The organism is Bacteriovorax sp. As-1 (genome assembly GCF_058446905.1).
Genome location: NZ_CP184341.1, coordinates 1,486,408 through 1,506,348 on the forward strand (window position 1 = coordinate 1,486,408; position 19,941 = coordinate 1,506,348).

17 protein-coding genes and 1 tRNA gene are annotated in these 19,941 nt (G+C 39.6%); 8 read left to right on the plus strand and 10 right to left on the minus strand.

Annotation, left to right across the window (positions count from 1 at the left end):
* Positions 1-5 precede the first annotated feature (5 nt).
* Positions 6-719 carry a tetratricopeptide repeat protein gene (locus ACN20O_RS07615; RefSeq protein ID WP_491638699.1) on the minus strand — a complete coding sequence of 238 codons (714 nt, stop codon included), beginning with the start codon at positions 717-719 and terminating at the stop codon, positions 6-8.
* A 97-nt stretch (positions 720-816) separates the two neighbouring features.
* Here ACN20O_RS07615 and ACN20O_RS07620 point away from each other — a divergent pair, with 97 nt between their 5' ends.
* The 3 genes from ACN20O_RS07620 to ACN20O_RS07630 are packed head-to-tail and all read left to right on the plus strand — an operon-like array spanning position 817 to position 4,756.
* Positions 817-2,184 carry an aminotransferase class III-fold pyridoxal phosphate-dependent enzyme gene (locus tag ACN20O_RS07620; protein ID WP_491638701.1) on the plus strand — a complete coding sequence of 456 codons (1,368 nt, stop codon included), beginning with the start codon at positions 817-819 and terminating at the stop codon, positions 2,182-2,184.
* A gap of 8 nt (positions 2,185-2,192) precedes the next feature.
* Positions 2,193-3,224, plus strand: a complete 1,032-nt coding sequence (locus tag ACN20O_RS07625; RefSeq protein ID WP_491638702.1) for an arginine N-succinyltransferase — start codon at positions 2,193-2,195, stop codon at positions 3,222-3,224.
* 8 nt (positions 3,225-3,232) lie between these two features.
* A complete protein-coding gene (locus tag ACN20O_RS07630; RefSeq protein ID WP_491638704.1) occupies positions 3,233-4,756 on the plus strand; it encodes an aldehyde dehydrogenase family protein in 1,524 nt (507 codons plus the stop codon).
* 44 nt (positions 4,757-4,800) lie between these two features.
* On the opposite strand, the gene ACN20O_RS07635 is transcribed toward ACN20O_RS07630, so the two are convergent.
* Positions 4,801-5,997 carry a DUF2252 family protein gene (locus ACN20O_RS07635; RefSeq protein ID WP_491638706.1) on the minus strand — a complete coding sequence of 399 codons (1,197 nt, stop codon included), beginning with the start codon at positions 5,995-5,997 and terminating at the stop codon, positions 4,801-4,803.
* A 1-nt stretch (position 5,998) separates the two neighbouring features.
* Positions 5,999-6,577, minus strand: coding sequence for a hypothetical protein (locus ACN20O_RS07640; protein WP_491638708.1), 579 nt, complete (start codon positions 6,575-6,577; stop codon positions 5,999-6,001).
* A 192-nt stretch (positions 6,578-6,769) separates the two neighbouring features.
* Between ACN20O_RS07640 and ACN20O_RS07645 the strand changes: the two genes are divergently transcribed.
* A tRNA-Asn gene (locus ACN20O_RS07645) sits at positions 6,770-6,844 on the plus strand.
* Between the two features lie 81 nt (positions 6,845-6,925).
* Here the strand turns inward: ACN20O_RS07645 and aspS are convergent.
* From aspS to ACN20O_RS07660, 3 genes are all read right to left on the minus strand, one after another.
* On the minus strand, positions 6,926-8,218 hold the full coding sequence (gene aspS, locus ACN20O_RS07650; RefSeq protein ID WP_491638710.1) for an aspartate--tRNA(Asn) ligase: 1,293 nt from the start codon (positions 8,216-8,218) through the stop codon (positions 6,926-6,928).
* Between the two features lie 668 nt (positions 8,219-8,886).
* Positions 8,887-10,107, minus strand: a complete 1,221-nt coding sequence (locus ACN20O_RS07655; RefSeq protein ID WP_491638712.1) for a sensor histidine kinase — start codon at positions 10,105-10,107, stop codon at positions 8,887-8,889.
* 122 nt (positions 10,108-10,229) lie between these two features.
* Positions 10,230-10,637, minus strand: a complete 408-nt coding sequence (locus ACN20O_RS07660; protein WP_491638714.1) for a response regulator — start codon at positions 10,635-10,637, stop codon at positions 10,230-10,232.
* Between the two features lie 105 nt (positions 10,638-10,742).
* Between ACN20O_RS07660 and ACN20O_RS07665 the strand changes: the two genes are divergently transcribed.
* The gene (locus ACN20O_RS07665) at positions 10,743-11,561 is read left to right on the plus strand and encodes a penicillin-binding transpeptidase domain-containing protein (protein ID WP_491638716.1); all 819 of its coding nucleotides are present in this window, start codon (positions 10,743-10,745) and stop codon (positions 11,559-11,561) included.
* Between the two features lie 88 nt (positions 11,562-11,649).
* Positions 11,650-13,086, plus strand: a complete 1,437-nt coding sequence (locus tag ACN20O_RS07670) for an aKG-HExxH-type peptide beta-hydroxylase (protein ID WP_491638718.1) — start codon at positions 11,650-11,652, stop codon at positions 13,084-13,086.
* Here ACN20O_RS07670 and ACN20O_RS07675 read toward each other — a convergent pair.
* Together ACN20O_RS07675 and ACN20O_RS07680 are read right to left on the minus strand one after the other, a co-directional pair.
* Positions 13,051-14,610 carry a tetratricopeptide repeat protein gene (locus tag ACN20O_RS07675; protein WP_491638720.1) on the minus strand — a complete coding sequence of 520 codons (1,560 nt, stop codon included), beginning with the start codon at positions 14,608-14,610 and terminating at the stop codon, positions 13,051-13,053. The two genes, ACN20O_RS07670 and ACN20O_RS07675, sit on opposite strands and share 36 nt — an antisense overlap.
* 3 nt (positions 14,611-14,613) lie before the next feature.
* Positions 14,614-14,946, minus strand: a complete 333-nt coding sequence (locus ACN20O_RS07680) for a HesB/IscA family protein (protein ID WP_102245338.1) — start codon at positions 14,944-14,946, stop codon at positions 14,614-14,616.
* Between the two features lie 141 nt (positions 14,947-15,087).
* Between ACN20O_RS07680 and ACN20O_RS07685 the strand changes: the two genes are divergently transcribed.
* Positions 15,088-15,687, plus strand: a complete 600-nt coding sequence (locus ACN20O_RS07685) for an FHA domain-containing protein (RefSeq protein WP_491638723.1) — start codon at positions 15,088-15,090, stop codon at positions 15,685-15,687.
* Here ACN20O_RS07685 and ACN20O_RS07690 read toward each other — a convergent pair.
* Positions 15,684-16,256: a cob(I)yrinic acid a,c-diamide adenosyltransferase gene (locus ACN20O_RS07690; protein ID WP_491638725.1), complete on the minus strand. Its 573-nt coding sequence runs from the start codon at positions 16,254-16,256 to the stop codon at positions 15,684-15,686. The genes ACN20O_RS07685 and ACN20O_RS07690 overlap by 4 nt on opposite strands.
* A complete protein-coding gene (gene icmF / locus ACN20O_RS07695) occupies positions 16,256-19,411 on the minus strand; it encodes a fused isobutyryl-CoA mutase/GTPase IcmF (RefSeq protein ID WP_491638727.1) in 3,156 nt (1,051 codons plus the stop codon). Before icmF ends, ACN20O_RS07690 begins: the two co-directional genes overlap by 1 nt.
* Positions 19,412-19,511: 100 nt before the next feature.
* Here icmF and ACN20O_RS07700 point away from each other — a divergent pair, with 100 nt between their 5' ends.
* Positions 19,512-19,937 carry a 4Fe-4S dicluster domain-containing protein gene (locus ACN20O_RS07700; protein WP_491638729.1) on the plus strand — a complete coding sequence of 142 codons (426 nt, stop codon included), beginning with the start codon at positions 19,512-19,514 and terminating at the stop codon, positions 19,935-19,937.
* The last annotated feature ends 4 nt before the right edge of the window (positions 19,938-19,941 follow it).

Below are 19,941 nucleotides of genomic sequence, written 5' to 3' on the forward strand. Positions count from 1 at the left end.
GTATTTTAAAATAGGCCCAATTGATCTTTGTTAATCCATCCTGCGAGAGAAAGTGGGAATTCTACGTAGAACCAGCCCTCTTTAAATTCACCCAGAATTATTTTAGAGCCTGCGCGCACTTTTCCTTTTTCACTGAAGATCTTTGAAGGGCCTTCATAAAGCGGGATGTCTTGCAAAGCAATCGCATGGTTGACGTCTTTGACATAAATAAAAGAAAAAAGCATAGGGACAAGTGCAAGAATAAGAACTGCAGCCATCACCCATTTTTTAGTAATCTTTTGAAACCTAATCATCAATGTAAAGATAATGAGTAAAAGCAGATTAAAACTCACGTAACCCGCAACCGGAATGGATGTTGTTGTATTAACAAATTGATCCGGAAGGCTACTTGATGTGCTCAAGTCATCAACCTGTAGGTTCGACTTCACAAAATTTAAGTTATTGAGAGAGGAGCTATTGATATAACCCTCATGAATCGCCTTTTCTAAATGAAATCTCGCAGTGGCCTGGTCTCCCATTTTCGAATAAACCGTTCCAAGGTTGTAGTGGAAAATACCCGAGTCAAATTGTTGCTTATTCTTAAGTAGATACTGTGCTGCGCCCTTATAATCTTTCTTTAAATACAACTCATCAAAAGAGAGTTCTTTATTCTCAGAAAGCGGTTTTCTAGAGGCGCCAGTTATAGGCAATGTCTTAGGGATTGTGCTAGTATTTTTCATAAATTAATTATCGCAGAGGCCACGCTAGTTGCAAGCGAGAAAAAGAGTTCCGTATCACCCTAAAAAAAAAATTAAAACAACGTAAGGAAGTATAGTCATGACCATTGGAGTTCAATCTAACGATATTAACGAGCATTTTAATAAGCTTTTCTCTTCTATTCTCCTTGAACAGCAGAAGTTTGATCACATCAAACCTGCAGATGAAAGCAAAAAAGAAGTGCTAAATGAAAAACTAAAAGAATATGAGAGCCTAAAAGGACGTGGATTCTTTTATCCGTTCATGGCAACGGGAAGAGGACATGGTCCTTTCGTAGAACTACTTGATGGCTCTGTTAAATTCGACCTGATCAACGCTATTGGTGTAAACCTGCTTGGTCACTCTCACCCAATTTATATTAAAGCGAACCTTGAAGCTGCCACTAGCGACACGATGATGTGTGGGAACCTGCTTTCTTACCAAGAGCCATATGAGCTTTCAAAAGTTCTTCTGGATGCTGTGAAGAAGTCTCGCCTCAAGCACTTCTGGTTTTCATGTTCGGGATCGTTTTCAAACGATACTGCTCTAAAAATCCTATGGCAGAAAAAAGCTCCTAACTACCGCCTGATTGCTTTCCAAAAATCTTTCGCAGGAAGATCAATTGCAATGCAAGATGTGACTTACAACCAGGCCTACCGTGAAGGAATGCCTAAATCAATTCAGGTTGACCACGTTCCTCACTACAATTACAGAAACTCTGAAAATGCGATTGCTGAAACAATCGCGGCTCTTGATAAACTAATTGAAACAAACGGCAACACATACTGTGCTCTTTCAATCGAGTTAATCCAGGGAGAAGCTGGGTTCATCTACGGGACAAAAGAATATTATAAGGCGATCTTTGAGTGGGCTAAAAAGCACGGAATCTACATTTGGGTAGATGAAGTTCAGTCTTTTACCAGAACAACTGAAATGTTTGCTTATCAAATGTTTGATCTTGATGAGTATGTTGATGTTGTGACAATCGGAAAAGTTCTTCAAGCTGCCGGAACATTCTATACTGAAGAGCTAAATCCAAAAGCAGGGCTAATCGCAGGAACATTCAATGGTTCAATTGCTTCATTAAATGCTGGTAAAGCGACTGTTCGCTACCTCAAAGAAGGAAACTTCTACGGGGAAAAAGGACGCATTAAAGAGCTTGAAACAAAATTTAAAGCTAAATTCAAGGCCCTTTCTGAAGGGTCATGCAAAGGGAAAATCCCTTACTACGGTGGTATCGGAACTATGCTTTCATTTGAAGTGGGCGATGGTTCAGTTGATGTCACAAATAAATTTATGAAAAAACTTTTTGAAAACGGAATTATTTCATTCTCTGCTGGAAAAGAGCCAACTCGTGTTCGTTTCCTTCTGCCGCTTCCATTATTGGATTCGCACATTGATGAAATCTTCTCAATTGTTGAGAAGACTGTTCTCGAGACCATTAATTAGGATGTTTTATGTATATTCTTAGATCTGCAAGCCTGAATGACCTTGATGATCTTTACGATTTAAGCCAGCTGATGCTTTTTATCAATCTTCCACCTGATAAAGAGATCATTAAGACAAAAATCGAAAGTTCAATTAAGGCCTTCACTAAACCTTCCAAGAGGCTGTGGGAAAACCACTATCTCTTCGTACTGGAAGACACCAAGGCCCAAAGAATTGTCGGGACATCAATGATCCATGCTCAACATGGAACTGAAGATGAACCTCATTACTTTTTTACAGTTGGACAAGAGAACAAATTCTCAATGTCACTCAACACTGGCTTTATCCACGGAACTCTAAAGCTTGGATTGGACACTAACGGCCCGACAGAAATCGGTGGTCTTATTCTCGATCCAGAATTTAGAAAGAGTGACAAAAAACTTGGAAAGCAACTTTCATTCGTTCGTTTCCTCTATATGGGAATGTTCCCTGAGCGCTTCAAAGACACGATCCACTCAGAACTAATGCCTCCATTTGATAACGAAGGCCATGCTCCTCTTTGGGAAGCAATTGGAAGACGTTTCTTAAACCTGGAGTACCATGAAGCTGACGTGCTTTCGAGAAGCAACAAAGAATTCATCTTGAATCTTTTTCCGTCAGACACAATTTACATGACACTTCTTCCGATTGAAGCACGAAATGCTATCGGAAAAGTCGGCGACTCAACCGCGCCGGTAAAAAGAATGCTTGAGAGCATTGGCTTTAAGTATATGAACGAAGTGGATCCTTTTGATGGTGGTCCTCACTACCGTGCTAAACTAAAAGACATCACTCCGGTGAAAGATCTTTTTGAAGTGGAGATTCTTATCCGCGACAAAATTATCAAAAGCGATGTAGAGAGCATCATGGCCAGTCTTCCAACCGACGACGGGACATTTAAAGCTGCTTACATCACTGGAAACCTAAACAAGGGTTCCCCTGCTAAATTCATTATTGACCCTGAAGAAGCTAAAGAACTAGGACTTAAAGAAGACTTTAAAACGTTCGCAACTTATCTATAGGTGAAGATATGACAAAATATAAAATTTTAGGAAACTACTACAACGGAAACTTCAATCTACCAGCAACAACTGGACCACTTGCTGTTGAAAACATCATTAAGAGATCATGCCCTGCTGATTTATCGCTTGCCCTATGGGAAGCACCAGTTGATTACCGAGATGTGGATCGCGTAGTTGAATCGGCAATTAAAGGATTCAAGACGTGGAGAAAGCTCTCTCAAGAGGAGCGAAACGACTACCTGAAAAAATACCAGGCAGAAGTTAAAAAGAGACAAGAAGAAATCGCTATTGCCATCGCTTACGAAACAGGAAAACCACTTTGGGATTCAAAAACTGAAGCAGCTTCTGTTGTAGCAAAAGTTGATGTAACAATTAACGACTCTCTTCCACGCATTTCAAACAAACAAATTGATGCCATTCTTCCAAAAACAAATGGTCACATCGTATTTAAGCCACTTGGACCAAGCTTAATCATCGGACCATTTAACTTCCCTTGCCACCTGGCAAACGGACAAATCCTAAGCTCACTGATTGCTGGTAACTCAATCATCTTTAAGCCAAGTGAAAAAACGTGTTACTCAGCTCAGCTTATGATCGAGTGTTTCCACGCTGCTGGATTCCCAGAAGGTGTTGTTAACCTAATTCAAGGTGACGGCGAAGTTGCTAGACGCCTTTTAAAAGAAAAATCTGTTAAAGGTGTTTTCTTTACGGGTTCAAAAGAAGTTGGAAAGAAGATCCTGGATATCACTCACCACGACCTTTCAAAACTTGTTTCACTTGAACTAGGTGGAAAAAATACAACGATTCTTCACAAAGATGCCAACCAAGACCACGCTCTTCAGGAGCTTTTAAAATCATGTTTCCTAAGTTCTGGTCAAAGATGTACTTCGACTTCAATCGTTGCCATCCACAGAAGCATTCAGGAAGAATTTCTGGCGAAATTCCACGAAATGGCCAAAAAGATCATCATCGATCACCCGGTAGAATTCACTCGCGAACCATTCATGGGTCCGCTTGTTGACCAAGGTGCAGTTGATGCTTATTTACTATTTATGGGAATGGCAAAACGCGAAGGCATTCAAGAAATCATGCGCGGAAAGCAGCTTGATAAGACAAAAAAAGGCCACTACGTAAGCCCTTCTATTCACCTTGCTGAAAGATGGAACAACGATAGTATGTTCCTTCACAGTGAAATTTTCGGGCCAAACGTAACGTTTATCCCATACGACACAATTGAAGAAGCTATTGCAATTGCTAACGCTACTGAATATGGTCTGGCAGCAGCAGTATTCACAAAAGATCAGGCGATCTTTAAGCAATGTGTGGAAGAAATTGATTCTGGTCTTGTTAACTTCAACCGCTCAACAGTTGGTGCTTCAGCGAAGCTTCCTTTTGGTGGGGTAAAGAACTCTGGGAACTATCACCCAGCAGCTTTAACGACTATTGATGCTTGCGTGTATCAGATGTCTTGTTTGGAAGTTTTATCGGATGAACCGGAAGATATTAAATCGATTATTGGATTAGATCTTTAATAATAAAAAGGCCCGATAAAATGCACTAAGATTTTATCGGGCCTTTATTTCTTATAGAGATCTTTTAATTTGAATTTTAGATTAATCAAACTCTCTTCAATTAACCCACCATTGATACTTTCCCAAGCTTTTACATAACCATCGGACTGATCACCAAGTGAAAGTCTATGCATACGTCCAACAACATACGCTTCATCCGCTATAATATCAGCGTAATCATCAGCGGGAATATCTTCCAGTTTTAAGCCTGAAGCAAACTGATCGACAAATCTTAAGCTGTAGGCATGGCCATCAATAGAGACGCTATCAATAGATTTATTTAATCTGCCGTCATAAATGCGCTCTTTAAAAGCGGCCATACGTCCTTCAAAATTAACTTCTGCTTTAACAAAGACTTTATCATAACCACTTTGAGCTGATTCTTTTATGTCCAGCCACTGAACTTTATCCTGAGGTCTCACACGTGCTAAAACCTGAAAGCGCTTGAGTCCTGCACTTCCTCCGTCTTCTTTAATTCGCACATAGTGATCAAAGATCTCAATATTGGGGAATTTCTCTTTAAGTGAATTCGTTAAAGATTTTAGTTCTTCTACTGTTGTAGGGCGATCTGGTGTTTTATGTTTTATAAATTTAAAAGGCACATCTTCACTGATAAATTTCTTTAGCGTTTTTTCTGTGACTATTGAAACGTCTTCGATACCTTTTTCAATATAAAAAGAACTCACGTGAGCTTCGCCCTTAAGACCTTTTGCATAAGCTTCGAAATAAGTCTTCCATGCAAGATCTTTATCAACAATCTTACCAGAGACAAAATGTCTTAAAACATCATGATAAAGCAGGCCTTCCGTTGAATCATCAAAATCATTCAAGGTAAAAATCACTTTTCCTTTGTCATCAATAACAAATCCAAAGTTTTCGATATGGAGATCTCCCGCAATTGTTCCCTGAAATTTCTCTAATGGTTTATATAGGGCTGCAAATTCAGGATCAGCGACATACTTATAAAAAACCGGAGAAAAAGCACGATAGAAAGAATGGAAGTCTTTATTAGCCTCAATGCGCTTTTCAATAAACGCCCCTTTTTGATTCGGGTAAAACTCTTCCAGCATTTCCTTGCACGTCAGTGCTGGAGCTGCTGCTGGAGCTCGGGAAACGGCATTTTTTGGCATGTAATCGTAAAAAGCCAACTTAGTATAGATGAAGGCCAGTACAAACATGAATGGCACATACATCCATCTCATATCAGTACTGCTTTTTATTGACGAGAACACCGACTTCTGAAGAAGACATCGGGTTCTGGTTGGTTGATTTTATCTGTTCAACATCTACGTTAGAATTTTTTTGGTAGAGATCGATAATCTCTTTTTGCTTCAATGATTTTTGTGATTGTTTTAATCTCGCCTTCTCAATGAGAATAAACGACGACATATTTTCATCTTCTTTATGTTCTGGCACGATGACTTTTGCCTGGACAACTTCCGGCTCAGGTTCATACACCACTTGCGACGTCGGTTTTGCTTGGACAACAAAACGTGGAGCTGGCGTTTGCTCCGGCCCAATTGGTGACTCTTCACTCTCAACTTCTGTTGATTCTTTTTTGGTGAAAGGAAGAATTTTGGCAGTACTTTCTTCTTCTTTCTTATTTTGTTTTGAATGGGCCTCGTGAATTTCATCAAGCGATTCAGTGCTTGAGAAATCGCGGTAAATCTTGTGCTCTACTCGTTCATTCACCAAGTCTGTAAGTGAAAGGAACTTTCCACCATTGTGTTTGGTAGCAATGTCTGCGATCTCCTCAGGGGTGATAATTCGCAGAAGGTTCATGATAAGTAGATTTTGGACCGCCATAGTAATGAACTTATCGGAAGCATTGCCTTTAAACTTGAGTCATTTGATCTGGCATTGGCACTGAATAAGATTTCAAATAGTTAGTCATTCAAACTGGCATTTTTTAAAAAAGTAGTAGACATTTAGACCAATAATTTTTATAACTTGTAGACTTATTTCAGTAGATGTTGGGGAGTGGCGCAGTGGTAGCGCAGTAGACTGTTAATCTATTGGTCGTGGGTTCGAGTCCCACCTTCCCAGCCATTTTTTCGAAACGAACTTATCCTTCACTCCACGCCGAGTACTCCTTTAAATTCAGACTCTAGAATAATAAAATGCCGTTTCCTATGGAAAGAGTCTGACACAATCACGTGGGAACATTGTGGCTTCTTTTATATTATCTAAACCTATTATTTTTTGAGTAAGCCTTTCTAAGCCTAATCCAAAACCTCCATGTGGTGGAAGTCCGTATTGATGGGCATCCGTAAAAAATTCAAAATCTAGTGGATTCATTCCACGCTTAATCATTTTTTCTAAAATTTGTTCATATTGGTGAATTCTTTGCCCGCCCGTAGTTATCTCAACTCCTCTAAAAAGTAGGTCAAAGCTTTCTGTTACATTTGGATTCACAGAATTTTCCATTGCATAAAAAGGTCGTTTGCTTGTTGGATAAGCCGTCACAAAAACAAACTCTGAGCCTGTCGTCTTTTTGATATATTCACAAATCTTAACCTCTTCAATCGGTGACAAATCTGTTTCCTCGGTCTCGTTGATCCCGAACTCTGTTAACATTATTTCTTTTACTTCTGAAAAGGTTAATCGAGGGATATTCACGATTTCAGGAAGAGCTAGATTAAGCAATTCTATTTCCCTAGGACATCTAACTTTTATTGTTGAGATGATTTCTTTCAAGATATTTTCTTCAAGATCCATTATTTCAATAAAGCTTTCAATTGGACCCATTTCAATATCCATTGAAGTATATTCATTCAAATGTCTTGTAGTATTGTGCTTTTCTGCTCTAAAAACAGGGCCTATTTCAAAGACTTTTTGAAAGACACCACAACAAAACTCTTTGTAAAACTGAGGGCTTTGAGCAAGATAAGCTTTTTCTCCAAAATAATTCAATTCAAAAATATTTGCGCCTCCTTCAGCCCCGGCTTTTACTATTTTAGGCGTTCTTATTTCGGTGAAGTGATTTTTATCTAAATAACTTCTAAATCCTATAACAATGGCTTCTTGTATTTTGAATATAGCTTTAATTTTAGGATGTCTCATCGATATCGCTCTTTGATCAAAAAGAATATCGTTATTTATATTAAGCTCTTTTTTCGTTATATCGAATGGAAAACTTTTATACGGAGAAGAGAGCACTTTTAGTGCTGTAATTTTTAACTCAAAACTACTTGGCTTAATTAATGAATCTTTTATTTGGGCAGCTTGAAATGCTCCTTTGAACGCGATGGAAGATTGCTCTGTGAGATTATCAGGAAGCTCCCCTTCAAATATGGCTTGAATAAAGGTGTTATTGAGATTTATATGGATAAAGCAAAAATCCTTAAATTTCTTTATGCGATATACGACACCTCTTGATTCAAAAGTTGATCCTTCTGTGATTGAGTTGAAAAATTCTTGCATATTACCTCCATAACGCAAAAAGGCCCTGAATTATTCAGGGCCTTTGCAGTTTTTGTATTTAATTTGGTTTTTCTTAAATTAATTTACTCACGCAGTACCCCTGAATTAAAAAGACAATCACAATCGAGTTGTAATGAATTAAGTGAGAGGATGAATAGGCATGGTAAAGCTATCATAATCTTATACTACTGCTTTTCTCTATGTTCTCAACCGGCAAATTCTGTCATTTTTTAACATTCGCTAAAATCCTTTTAACCATCATTGGATGCCACTTCTTAGTACCCATTTTGCAAACAATGTTCTGGGCAGATAAATCCTGAGCTATTTTCCGATAAGTCAGTCCAAGATCTCTCTTAATTTTTATTAATTTATAGAGATCTTCTGAAGAATACATAACATCCACATCTAAGGCTTTTTTGGGTCTTCCTGGCTTCCGAAGCACCATTCCAGACTCTCTCATGCGCTTCGCAATTGTATCTCTGGAGTGAACGCTACCAGCGGCCAATTCCCTCAAAGCTAGCCCATATTTCTCGTATTTATCATGGAGTGAACCAACGTCTTCTTCTTGCTTTATGCCAGAAAGTTCAATAAAGTCGACAAGATAAGGATTAGGAGTGAAAGGTTCGACTGATGGATTACTTCCCAGCCATTTTTTCTAAGCCACTTTTTTAAATCAATTTAAATTCTAAATAAAATGTTGTTCCGGATGAATTGCTTTCGAAGCTAAGATGCCCATTAAGCTTTTGCATGTTCTTCTTAATGATATAAAGACCTAAACCACTTCCTTGAATATCGCTGTTATCAAAACGCTTAAACATGCCAAAGACCTGATTGTGTTTCTCAACAGGAATCCCTTTTCCATTATCTTCCACTTGAATGTAGAACTTGTTCGGATCGTTAAAGACATTGATTCGCACATAAGGATCTTTATTATCTTTATTACAATACTTAATTGAATTGCTGATTAAGTTATCAAGCACCTGTGTGAGACGGGTTTTTTGAGTGTAGAAATCTTTTTTATGACTAAAAGACCCAATAATTTTCACATTATTTTCTTTAATAATGTAAACATACTTCTCTTGAACATCTTTGATATATTCATCGAAAGAAAAAACACTGAGCTCCTCATCCATAACGTCTGCCTTAGTTAACGTTAAAATGTCTTCAATAAGTTTACTCAGTTTAATCGTGAGCTTCTTGACTCTTTCAGCATTTACTTTCACATGCTCAAAATTATGTTCTTCCAGGTCTTCCAAGATGCAATCACTTAAATTGCCTATTGTCATAAGTGGTGATTTTAGATCATGAGAAGTGCGATAAGAAAATTCTTTCATCTCATCAGATTTTTCCTGAATTTCCTGTTCGTTTCTCTTTCTTTCAGTAATGTCGACAATGGAGCTGATAACAAACGTTTCGTTATTGCTATAAACTGGCTGCAGGCCAATTTCCACCGGAACTAATTTACCAGACTTATGACGGCCGAATAATTCGCGTCCAATCCCCATGGCCCTTGGAACAGGGTTAGCCACGTAACCTTTTACATAATGTGGGTGTGGTTTTTTAAATTCTTCCGGGACAAGCATCTCTATTGGCTGCCCAATAAGCTCATGCTCATCATAACCAAATATTTCCTGGGTTTTTTTATTGGCCAGTTCAATGATTCCACTTTGGTTAATCATTAACATTCCACATGGTGAAGCTTGAACTGCTGCTTTAAATCGCACTTCTGCCTTTAGCCGCTCTGTAATATCTATGACAGAACTCACGCCATAAAGATTTCTCCCCACTCCCATCTTGCGCGATATAGGATTGGCCAGGTATTCTTTGACAAGCCCAGGATGCGCTTTTTTGATTTGAGATGGCAGGAGCAGATCGAGATTCTTTCCCACCAATTCATCAGGTGAGTAATCAAATCAAGTCCCCGCATGAACATTAGCAAGCTCAATAATACTGTCTTCATTCACTAAGAGCATAGCCACTGGACTGCAATTAAAGATGGCCTCATACACCGTCATTGCAATAGATCTCTCAGCATGCTCTCCAGATTTTTCATTCCTGCTGGCTTGATGACATAATTTTGAACAATTCCCATTTCAAGCACATTTTTTTTATCAGAGTCTTCGCGTGATGATGTCAGCATAATAATCGGAACAATCTTTTTAAATTCACTGTAAGTCTCTCTGAGCATTTTAAATTTTTCTAAAAATTCAAAACCATCCATGACAGGCATGTTGAGATCAACGAACATAGTGTCCGGTAGGCGCTTGCCTGCATATTTTAGAGCTATAAGTGTATCGAGAGCGGCCTTTCCATTTTTAGCGGTCTGAATTTCTGAGATAAAATCCAGCTTGTTTGCCACTCTCGAAAGAACGTATAAAAAGTCTTCATCATCATCTATAAATAACAGCACTTTGCTCATGGGAATTCCTATCGTAATTTTATTGAATCATAAGGTTCGTAATTTATATGTGTCAATAATTATTATTTTAGTGTGTATTCCTAAATAGTCCTTTAAAATCAGCGCATGAAAACACTCTCACTTGTACTCTCATTTTTAATCTTCAGTAACGCCCATTCAGCGCTCCCTTTAAAGGTCGATTACAAAAAAATTTTCGGGAAACGCGAGGGGTGTTTTATTATTTCAGATCTTACTACTGGCAAAGTCCTGGATGAACACAACCCAGCTCGCTGCAAAAAGCGATTTTCGCCTTATTCAACGTTTAAATTACCGGCAGCACTTATGGCCTTTGAAAGCAATGTTCTTAAAGACGAGCATCAAATTATCAAGTGGGACGGAGTAAAAAGAAGACGCGCCGAGCTCAATCAAGACCAGACACCTTTTACCTTCATGACGTTTTCCGCTAAGTGGGTGACTGAATGGATCATGCCTCAATTAGGTATCAAAACTATTAAAAAATATTTGCACATGTTCCATTACGGCAATGAGGATTTTTCTGGTGGTTTAAAAAATGCATGGGTCTCTTCCAGCCTAAAAATTTCCGCACATGAAGAGTTAACTTTTGTTTCTAATTTTTGGAATGAAAAATTAGGACTCTCTAAACGAGCAACAGACTTAACTAAAAAAATTATCTTCATTAATAACTTAAGCAAAAATACCGAACTCTACGGCAAAACGGGAACAGGCTGCACAGCTGGGCATGACTGTATGAATAGACCGGATAAAATGTTTGGTTGGTTTGTAGGTATTATAAAAACTCCATCCAACGTCTATGCTGTCGCAGGCAACGCCTCTGACCTAATAGATGAAAAAGCACCAGGAGGCGTGAGAATGAGAAGGGCCACCATCGATATCGTCACCCAAATGGGACTAATAACAGAGTGATAACTCGCGCTTAATTATTTTACCCTTATCCTTGCTTTATATCAGAAATATCAATAAGATCGGCACATAACTCCTAAACGAAGGCCTTATGAAAGAGCAATTATTTTCAAAAGATTTCCACAAAAAATTACAGAAGAATGTTGAGAGAAGTTACCTCGACTTCATCGAAGATTTAAGAATCGATTTTCAAAAAGGTTTTGATACTGATGTTGTTGATCCGGATTTTCTCGATCAATTAAACGATATCGTCCACGACGAAACATTTGATACATACTCGCCACTAAAATTTTACTGGCTAAACCTGGTTGATAACTTAATCTACGTCATCCAGCTGCACGAAGAACTTCTGATTGAAGAAGACATCGACAGTGACGAATTAACTGACCTGGAAAACGAGCTTTTTAATTTCTGGAATGATTCAGAACTTGCTGAGAGTTTCCTGAACTTTCTAAACGATGGCTCACCTGTTATTGAAGTTTCAACTAACCTGGTCCCACTTTTAGAAAACCAGATTGTTTCTTTCTACGTTGTTCACCTGAGCCTTTATCGCCAGGAATTTGAAGACGCTCTTATGTACCAGGTTGTTCCTGAACTGGGAGACTCTGAAAAGAAAATTTATATTACAGATAAACACCTTCCGGTGAAACTAAAGAAGACTCCTGAAACTTATCCTTCACTTCCTCTGCGCAAACTTGATCCTGAAGCCAGCAAAATGGTTATTGAGGTTGACGATAAAGATGTTGAATTAAAAATTGAAGATGCCCCTGAAGCATTAGCTCTTGAAGACTCAAAACTTTATGTTCTTCCACACTGTGAAGAAGGGGAAAAAAGAATTGAAGAGTTTAAAAAGAACATTATAAAGGCGTTGGGAAATATCAAAAAAGTAGCCCCTCACCTTTACACTACCTTTAAGAGCTTCACTCACACAGTGGTTCCTGTGAATGAAAAAGGCATCGTTAGCTATTCGATGCAGTCTCTTCCTGGTTATTCATGCTTAAACATGTTTGACCGCGACCAAATCGATTTAATGGATGACCTTCTTCATGAAAATGGACACCATTACTTGAATACTTATTTAAACCACGTTGACCTGATCAACGAAGATGATGATAAAGTTTATTATTCTCCATGGAGAAAGGCCCTTCGCCCTATCCGCGGGATTTACCATGCAACATTCACGTTCTTCTGGGCGATGGAGCTTTTTGCAAACCTGGATGCTGCTGCTGAAAAGAAAACGCTGACTTTCGCAAAAGCTGAAAGAGTTAAGATCAAGACTCGCTTTTTAGAAGAGTATTTTATGCTGGACTACTGCCGCCCTGACTTCACACACGCTTTTAAAAACAAACGCGTAAACAAAGAAGGCCTGGCACTAATCAACGCGACTTATGAGCGCATTGATGCTTATAAAAAGATGGTAGACGCTGCACTTAAGAACCTTGAAGCGTTGGATACTGAGGCTTTCGTTAAAATTTCTACGCTGAAAAAAGAATTAAGCGAGACGAGAAGCCACTATAAGTTGATTTAATCTGGATTGCATTTCATTAGCAGGCATCATGTCTCCTCTTTTAGAAGCGACATCGATGCCTTTTTTATACACCTGCATCGCGCGTTCTAAATTCCCACTGGCCTCAAGACTTTTACCTAATAATAAATAAGCTGCTGAGTATTTTTCATCAAGCACGACCACTTTTTCCAAGTGAGTGACGGCTTCTTTGAAGTTTTCGCGGTAGAAAGCGACATCTCCCAGACCATAAAGGGCCACAGTATCATCTGGATCGATTTCCAGGACCTGTTTAAACATTCCTTCACGTCTTTCAATATCGGCGTCTTTCTTTTTCTTTTCTTCGTCTAATGCCTTTTTAATTTTGGCCTCTTCACCGTACATTGAAAAAGACTTCACTGTCGCTAAAGCTTTTTCAGCTTCAGCTTCTTCAATTTTTCCAAGCTTCATTAAGAAAAGTGATTTATTAGTGTGGGCCATGACTGAAGACGGCTTAACTTTTAAAAGTTGATCCATCCATGCGATAGCTTCTTCATAGCGTTCTTTGCGGCCCAAAATAACACCGATTGATTCAAAAGCATCTGAGTGCTCTGGATTAAAGGCAATCGCCTTCTTCATAAAATCCATAGCGACTTCAACATTGGTGGCCTGGAACTCTTCAACACCTGCATGGTAAAGCTCTTCAGCAATCTCCAGGCGTTTTTGGTTTTTATAAAAAGGCAGGTAATGAACTGTAGCTGTCAGAGTTTCTCCTCCAACTGTTACCGGGATTTGTTTGCCTTCAACTCGAAAATCCCTAAAGAGACTTGCGACGACAATGTTTTCTTTTTGGTATTGGATTTTTCCAGCCTTTTTGGCATCGACAAAAAAGTCACTACCGCTTTCTAAGGCCTTTTTGGAGCTCATTTCCAAAATTAAAGGGTAATAAGCAGCCCCGCGGTTATTTTCAATTTTAGCGACTGTCTCCTGCCCTAAAAAGCATCCTTTTTTATAAGAGATGGCGATCTCATTTAAGTATGAGTCATTCACAAAAAAAGACTCATCGATGTCTTTTTTCCATTTCGGGTATCCGTTTAAAAAACGGACTTCTTCCAGCTCTGACTCTGAAGTAAATGGCACACCATCAAAAGGTGCTGTCGCTAAAGAAGCGTTGATGCCGGCATAGTTAAAACGAAATAACGATGAATCACTTTCGCCAAGAAAGTAATTAAAGTGCAGATACACTTTATCGTTTAAAGCTTTAAGCTCAACGTCGTCCATGATGATAAATTTATTGAAATCCGCAAGAATCGATTCCACTAATTCGCTTTCACAAAGAAGGAGAAGTTTATTTTCCAAGCGGGCGATGGTGAAAAAAGATTGAACTTTTCCCGTGCGGTTAAGCCTTGCTGTCAGCTGGCCTTCGCCGATTTCCAAAGCGTGAAGGTCATTAGTAACCTGGCCTTGAAAGAAAGTTTCGCGGTCAGCTCCCGTGACTTCAATCAAAGAGTAGCCGCGAAGTTCAATTTGGGTTTCGTTAAAACGGATTGATGAGAGATCAGCCTTCATAAATTAGACTGAGAACGATTCACCACAACCACAAGTGTTGGTTGCATTTGGGTTGTTGAAGACGAAACCTTTTCCGTTAAGGCCATCTTTGAAATCTAGCTCTACACCTTTTAGGTAGATTGATGACTTTGGGTCAATCAGGATTTTGATGTCACCGAAATCGAGAATATTGTCTTTTTCTTTTTTCTCAGAAAATTCGATTTTGTATGACAGTCCTGAACATCCGCCACCAGATACACCTAAACGAAGTCCAGTATCAAGGCCCTTTTGTTCCTTTTGGTAGATTTCGCGAATATGGTGAAGTGCTTTATCTGTTACAGTGATAATTTGTTCCATAAAAACCTCGAACAAGAGACCCCTTTTATCGGGTATTTTCCTCTGTTATTATCATATTATAGCATAAATACCTAAGAATGTTTTTCCCCTAGTTTTGTGATTTTCCATTCATGATATATTATTTAGTTAGAGAGGGATTTTATGGCCGTAATTCTATTAATCAAGACTGAGGACGGGCAAGTCTCAGAATTGCCAGTACTTAACAAAGTCGTGATGGGGCGTTCGAGCTCGAGTGATTACAAAATTGTCGACTCAAAAATGTCGAGCAAACACTGCTCATTTGAAGTCACAGGCAAGGGTGAAGTTCTTTTTTGCGACCTTAGCTCAACCAATGGTTCATACATAAATAACAGCCAGGTTCACCAAACCTATGTTCGTATCAATGATGTTATCCGCATTGGAAATACTCTGATCAAAATTGACGACAAAAGACTCTCTCCAAGTGAGAGATTAGCTATCGGAAGCACGCAGCTTAGAAATAAAAACGACAAAACTCTTCCTGCGCTCGGAAACTTGCGCCCGAATGGAACGAACTCTGTCGATAACCCAGTACGTCCTGGCGAACTAAAAGGTGAATCCCCAAAAAAGAAAACTGTTGTTCTTGGGAAAAATATTAAAGACAAAAAAAGACCTGTCAATCACTGGGCCGGATCTGCTGATACTGTTTTAGAACAAGAAGAAAGCACCGGGCACACGAAATTCTTAAAGCTTGATAAAGATAAAACGAAAAAGAAACCTTAGGCTTCGCTCTCCGCTATCCAGACAGGTTCTTTGATATGTTTTTTGGCGTTAATAAAACGCGAGAGCATAAAGAAGTAATCCGACAGGCGGTTAATATAAGTTAAGGCCTTCTCTGGCACTTCCCCATTATGTGCATCTTCAAAATCCACCATCTGTCTCTCTATTCTTCTGCACACTGTACGGCACACATGGAAAGCCGCAGCGGCCGGATGACCGCCAGGTAAAATAAAATGTTTTAATGGTTCCAGATGAGAATCCATTTCATCAATTTCTTTTTCTAGCTTCAGGATAGTACTGTCTTTAATTTGTGGAAGTTTAAACTGCCCTCTTTTTTCTTTTTCACAAGCGAGGTTGCTTCCGAGATCAAAGAGCGAAGATTGAATTTTTCGCAATAACGATTGGTCAGCATCTTTATCCAACAAAGACATGGCCAGACCAATGTGAGAGTTCAGCTCGTCTACTTCGCCATAAAGATGAATGCGCGGATCACTTTTTTTAATGCGTGTTCCTCCAACTAGTCCAGTTGTTCCTTTATCTCCAGTGCGTGTGTAGACGGCTGCTTTTTTCATTACATATTCCTGCGGTATTTACCACCAACTTCATAAAGAAGGTTCGTGATTTGCCCAAGGCTGGCGTAGTTAACAGTTGTTAGAAGCTCTTCAAAGACGTTTCCGTCTGTCAGGGCCACTTCTTTAAGGCGCTGTAGTGCCTCAGCTGATTTGCCTTTATTTGTTTCCTTGAACTTGTTCAGACGGTTGATCTGATCCATTTTTTCATCGTCTGTACAGCGAGAGATTTCAATTTCTTTTGCCATCTGCTCTTTAATGTTTGGAGCGATGTAAGTGTTAACACCGATAATTGGGAATTCTCCAGAATCTTTTAGAGTTTCGTAATATAGAGACTCTTCCTGGATTTTTGATCTTTGGTACATTGATTCCATCGCGCCAAGCACACCACCCTTATCAGAGATGTTTTCGAATTCTCTTAGAACCTGCTCCTCAACTATCGCTGCTAATTCTTCAACGATATAGGCCCCTTGAACCGGGTTGTCTGTCTTATTCATACCGAATTCACGATTGATGATCATCTGGATGGCCATCGCACGTCTTACCGACTCTTCTGTTGGTGTCGTAATCGCTTCATCGTAGGCATTGGTGTGAAGAGAGTTACAGTTATCAGAAAGAGCTAGGAACGCCTGAAGTGTTGTTCTTATATCGTTAAAATCAATTTCTTGAGCGTGGAGAGAGCGCCCTGAAGTTTGAACGTGGTATTTAAACTGCTGCGATTTTTCATTCGCGCCGTATTTATCTCTTAGTGTAACCGCCCAAATCTTACGAGCTACTCGTCCCATAACTGTGTATTCTGGGTCTAGACCATTAGAGAAGAAGTATGAAAGGTTTCCTGAGAACTCATCAATTTTCATTCCACGAGATAGGTAGTACTCAACAAAAGTAAATCCGTTTGAAAGAGTAAAGGCCATTTGAGAAATCGGATTCGCACCTGCTTCAGCAATATGGTAACCAGAGATTGAAACCGAATAATAGTTTTTAATCGCATTTCTGCAGAAGTACTCTTGAATGTCTCCCATCATCTTAAGAGCGAACTCTAAAGAGAAGATACACGTGTTTTGGGCCTGGTCTTCTTTTAAGATATCAGCTTGAACAGTCCCGCGAACTTGTCTCATGACTTCAACGCGTTTTTCTTTGTTCCAGAAATCGTCGCCCTTAAGCGCTTGTTTCATCGCCGTGTTCATAAATAGAGCAAGGATGATTGGAGCTGGACCGTTAATGGTCATCGAAACAGATGTTGCTGGATCGATTAGACTGAAGCCTTTATAAAGATCTTGCATGTCATCTAACGTTGCAATTGAAACTCCGGCCTCTCCGATTTTCCCGAAGATATCCGGACGTGTATCTGGGTCTTCTCCGTATAGAGTTACCGAGTCGAATGCCGTTGATAAACGTTTTGCATTGTCATCTTTTGACAGGTAGTGGAAGCGAGTGTTTGTTCTTAGAGGCCCGCCTTCTCCGGCAAACATTCTCTTTGGATCTTCATCAGCGCGCTTGAATGGGAAAATCCCGGCAGCAAACGGGAAGTGACCTGGAAGGTTTGAGTTTTTAATAAAGCGGTATTTATCAACCACTGAATTAAATCTCGGGTAAGCCACTTTCGAAACATCGTTTCCTGAAAGCGATTTGTATTTTGTCTTAACTTTAATTTCTTTTCCGCGAACGAAGTAAGAATAAGTTCCAGATTCGTACTGAGCGATTGTTTCGTCGAGAACTTTTAGCTCTGCAAACGCGCGCTCTGGAATTGAAGCTTGAACTTCAGCTAATTTCGTAGCGATATCTTTATTGCCGTTAAGAAGTTTTGAAACGATTGTTAGCGCTTCATAGTCTTTTAGCTTTTCTGCGATCTCAATCGCTTCGCGGTTATAAGAACGAACAGTTCCTGCGATATCGCGAAGGTAAAGTGATCTTTCTGGAGCGATGATTCTCTTCTTTTCAGTCGGAGCTTTATCGCGCTTCATTGATTCAAGGTTTTCTGCCTTCACGTTAAGTGCTTTAACGATATCGTAGAAAAGAGCGTTTACCCCAACGTCGTTAAACTGAGACGCCATTGTTCCATAGATTGGAAGTTCATGGTCTTCGCGAGCACCCGGGTGACCGGCGAATTCCTGATGGTTTCTTCTGTATTGTTTTCTGATGTCTCTTAATGCGTCTTCTGAGCGAGGTTTTTCAAACTTGTTTAAAACGATAAATGTCGCCGCTTCAAGCATCTCGATTTTTTCAAGCTGAGTCGCAGCTCCGTATTCCGGAGTCATCACGTAGATGCACTTGTCAGCTACTTTTGTGATTTCATCTGAAGCCTGACCGATACCAGAAGTTTCAACCAAGATTAAATCAAACGGTTGTGACTTTAAGAAAGACACTACGTTTTTAATTTGTGGTGAAAGTTCTGTATTTGAATCTCTTGTTGCAAGAGAACGAATGTAGAAATTGTTAAAACTTGCACTTCCTAAACGGATACGGTCTCCAAGAAGAGCTCCAGACGTTTTCTTTTTTGTCGGGTCTACTGAGATCAGAGCAATTTTGCAATCTGGTGAGTGGCGGTAGAAACGAAGTAGAAGTTCATCGATAAGAGATGACTTACCAGCCCCACCTGTACCTGTGATACCAAGAACCGGAACTTTTCCTTCGTTAAACTTAACAGGAAGTTCACCGTTGTCTTCGATTGCTGTAATAACTTTTGAAATATCTCTTTTTTCTAATTTTCCTAAGTTGAATTTAGAGAAATCTACGCCTTCCAGTGTTGAAGTCTTGGCCCTTTCAATCATGTCGTCGATGATTCCATTTAGACCAATTTCCATCCCGTCTTGCGGAGAATAGATGCGAGTGATTCCGCGAGAGTGAAGAAGTTTAATTTCTGAAGGAGTGATTACACCACCTCCACCACCAAAAATCTTGACGTTTTTTGCACCTGCGGCGTCCAGAAGCTCTCTAATATAAGTAAAATACTCAACATGTCCGCCCTGGTATGAGCTTAGGGCGACTGCATGGACGTCTTCTTGAAGGGCCGCATCGACAACCTCTTGCGCTGAGCGGTTATGCCCTAAATGAATGACCTCTACTCCCTTGGACTGAAGCATTCTTCGCATAATGTTGACTGATACGTCATGGCCGTCAAACAGGCTGGCGGCGGTTACAAATCTAAGTTTTTTCATAATCTCACTCTATCTCTAGTTAATCTAATAGCGAATTGGGCTAAATTGGGTTATAATCTGGGGATATTTATTAACACAAATTACATGATTTGGGTTTGCTATGAGCACCGAAAATACAGCAAATAATACTACGAATGAAGCCGATGAAGTGACTATCGTAGAAAATCCATTCCACACGGCCCGTCTTAAGCCTAAGAGAAAAGGTAAAAAACCACCTAAACTTCTGGCAATTGTTCACCAATCTGGTTGTACTGGATGTGAAGTCTGTATTCAAGGATGCCCTGTAGACTCTATCGAGCTAGTTCCGGGACCAAACCCGAACAACCCTCAATTCAACCAGACGGTAGAGATTGACCTTGCCCGTTGTATTGGATGCCAAAACTGTTCTCAAGACTGTCCTTGGGAAACAATCATGATGTACGAGCACGACGACGCTTTCACAGCTTGGTCGAATGAGACACTTAAGTCTGAGCTTTACATCGAAGAAAGCAATTTAGAAGAAATTAAGAAAAAAATTATCGGTTAATTTT

What these genes read in the sequence shown, in the direction of transcription:
- ACN20O_RS07620 (WP_491638701.1), top strand. Translation starts at nt 817, where the DNA reads ATGACCATTGGAGTTCAATCTAACGATATTAACGAGCATTTTAATAAG.
- ACN20O_RS07670 (WP_491638718.1), top strand. Translation starts at nt 11,650, where the DNA reads ATGAAAGAGCAATTATTTTCAAAAGATTTCCACAAAAAATTACAGAAG.
- ACN20O_RS07700 (WP_491638729.1), top strand. Translation starts at nt 19,512, where the DNA reads ATGAGCACCGAAAATACAGCAAATAATACTACGAATGAAGCCGATGAA.
- ACN20O_RS07635 (WP_491638706.1), bottom strand. Translation starts at nt 5,997, where the DNA reads ATGAGATGGATGTATGTGCCATTCATGTTTGTACTGGCCTTCATCTAT.
- icmF (WP_491638727.1), bottom strand. Translation starts at nt 19,411, where the DNA reads ATGAAAAAACTTAGATTTGTAACCGCCGCCAGCCTGTTTGACGGCCAT.
- ACN20O_RS07690 (WP_491638725.1), bottom strand. Translation starts at nt 16,256, where the DNA reads ATGAAAAAAGCAGCCGTCTACACACGCACTGGAGATAAAGGAACAACT.
- ACN20O_RS07640 (WP_491638708.1), bottom strand. Translation starts at nt 6,577, where the DNA reads ATGAACCTTCTGCGAATTATCACCCCTGAGGAGATCGCAGACATTGCT.
- ACN20O_RS07630 (WP_491638704.1), top strand. Translation starts at nt 3,233, where the DNA reads ATGACAAAATATAAAATTTTAGGAAACTACTACAACGGAAACTTCAAT.
- ACN20O_RS07615 (WP_491638699.1), bottom strand. Translation starts at nt 719, where the DNA reads ATGAAAAATACTAGCACAATCCCTAAGACATTGCCTATAACTGGCGCC.
- ACN20O_RS07665 (WP_491638716.1), top strand. Translation starts at nt 10,743, where the DNA reads ATGAAAACACTCTCACTTGTACTCTCATTTTTAATCTTCAGTAACGCC.
- ACN20O_RS07660 (WP_491638714.1), bottom strand. Translation starts at nt 10,637, where the DNA reads ATGAGCAAAGTGCTGTTATTTATAGATGATGATGAAGACTTTTTATAC.
- aspS (WP_491638710.1), bottom strand. Translation starts at nt 8,218, where the DNA reads ATGCAAGAATTTTTCAACTCAATCACAGAAGGATCAACTTTTGAATCA.
- ACN20O_RS07625 (WP_491638702.1), top strand. Translation starts at nt 2,193, where the DNA reads ATGTATATTCTTAGATCTGCAAGCCTGAATGACCTTGATGATCTTTAC.
- ACN20O_RS07675 (WP_491638720.1), bottom strand. Translation starts at nt 14,610, where the DNA reads ATGAAGGCTGATCTCTCATCAATCCGTTTTAACGAAACCCAAATTGAA.
- ACN20O_RS07685 (WP_491638723.1), top strand. Translation starts at nt 15,088, where the DNA reads ATGGCCGTAATTCTATTAATCAAGACTGAGGACGGGCAAGTCTCAGAA.
- ACN20O_RS07680 (WP_102245338.1), bottom strand. Translation starts at nt 14,946, where the DNA reads ATGGAACAAATTATCACTGTAACAGATAAAGCACTTCACCATATTCGC.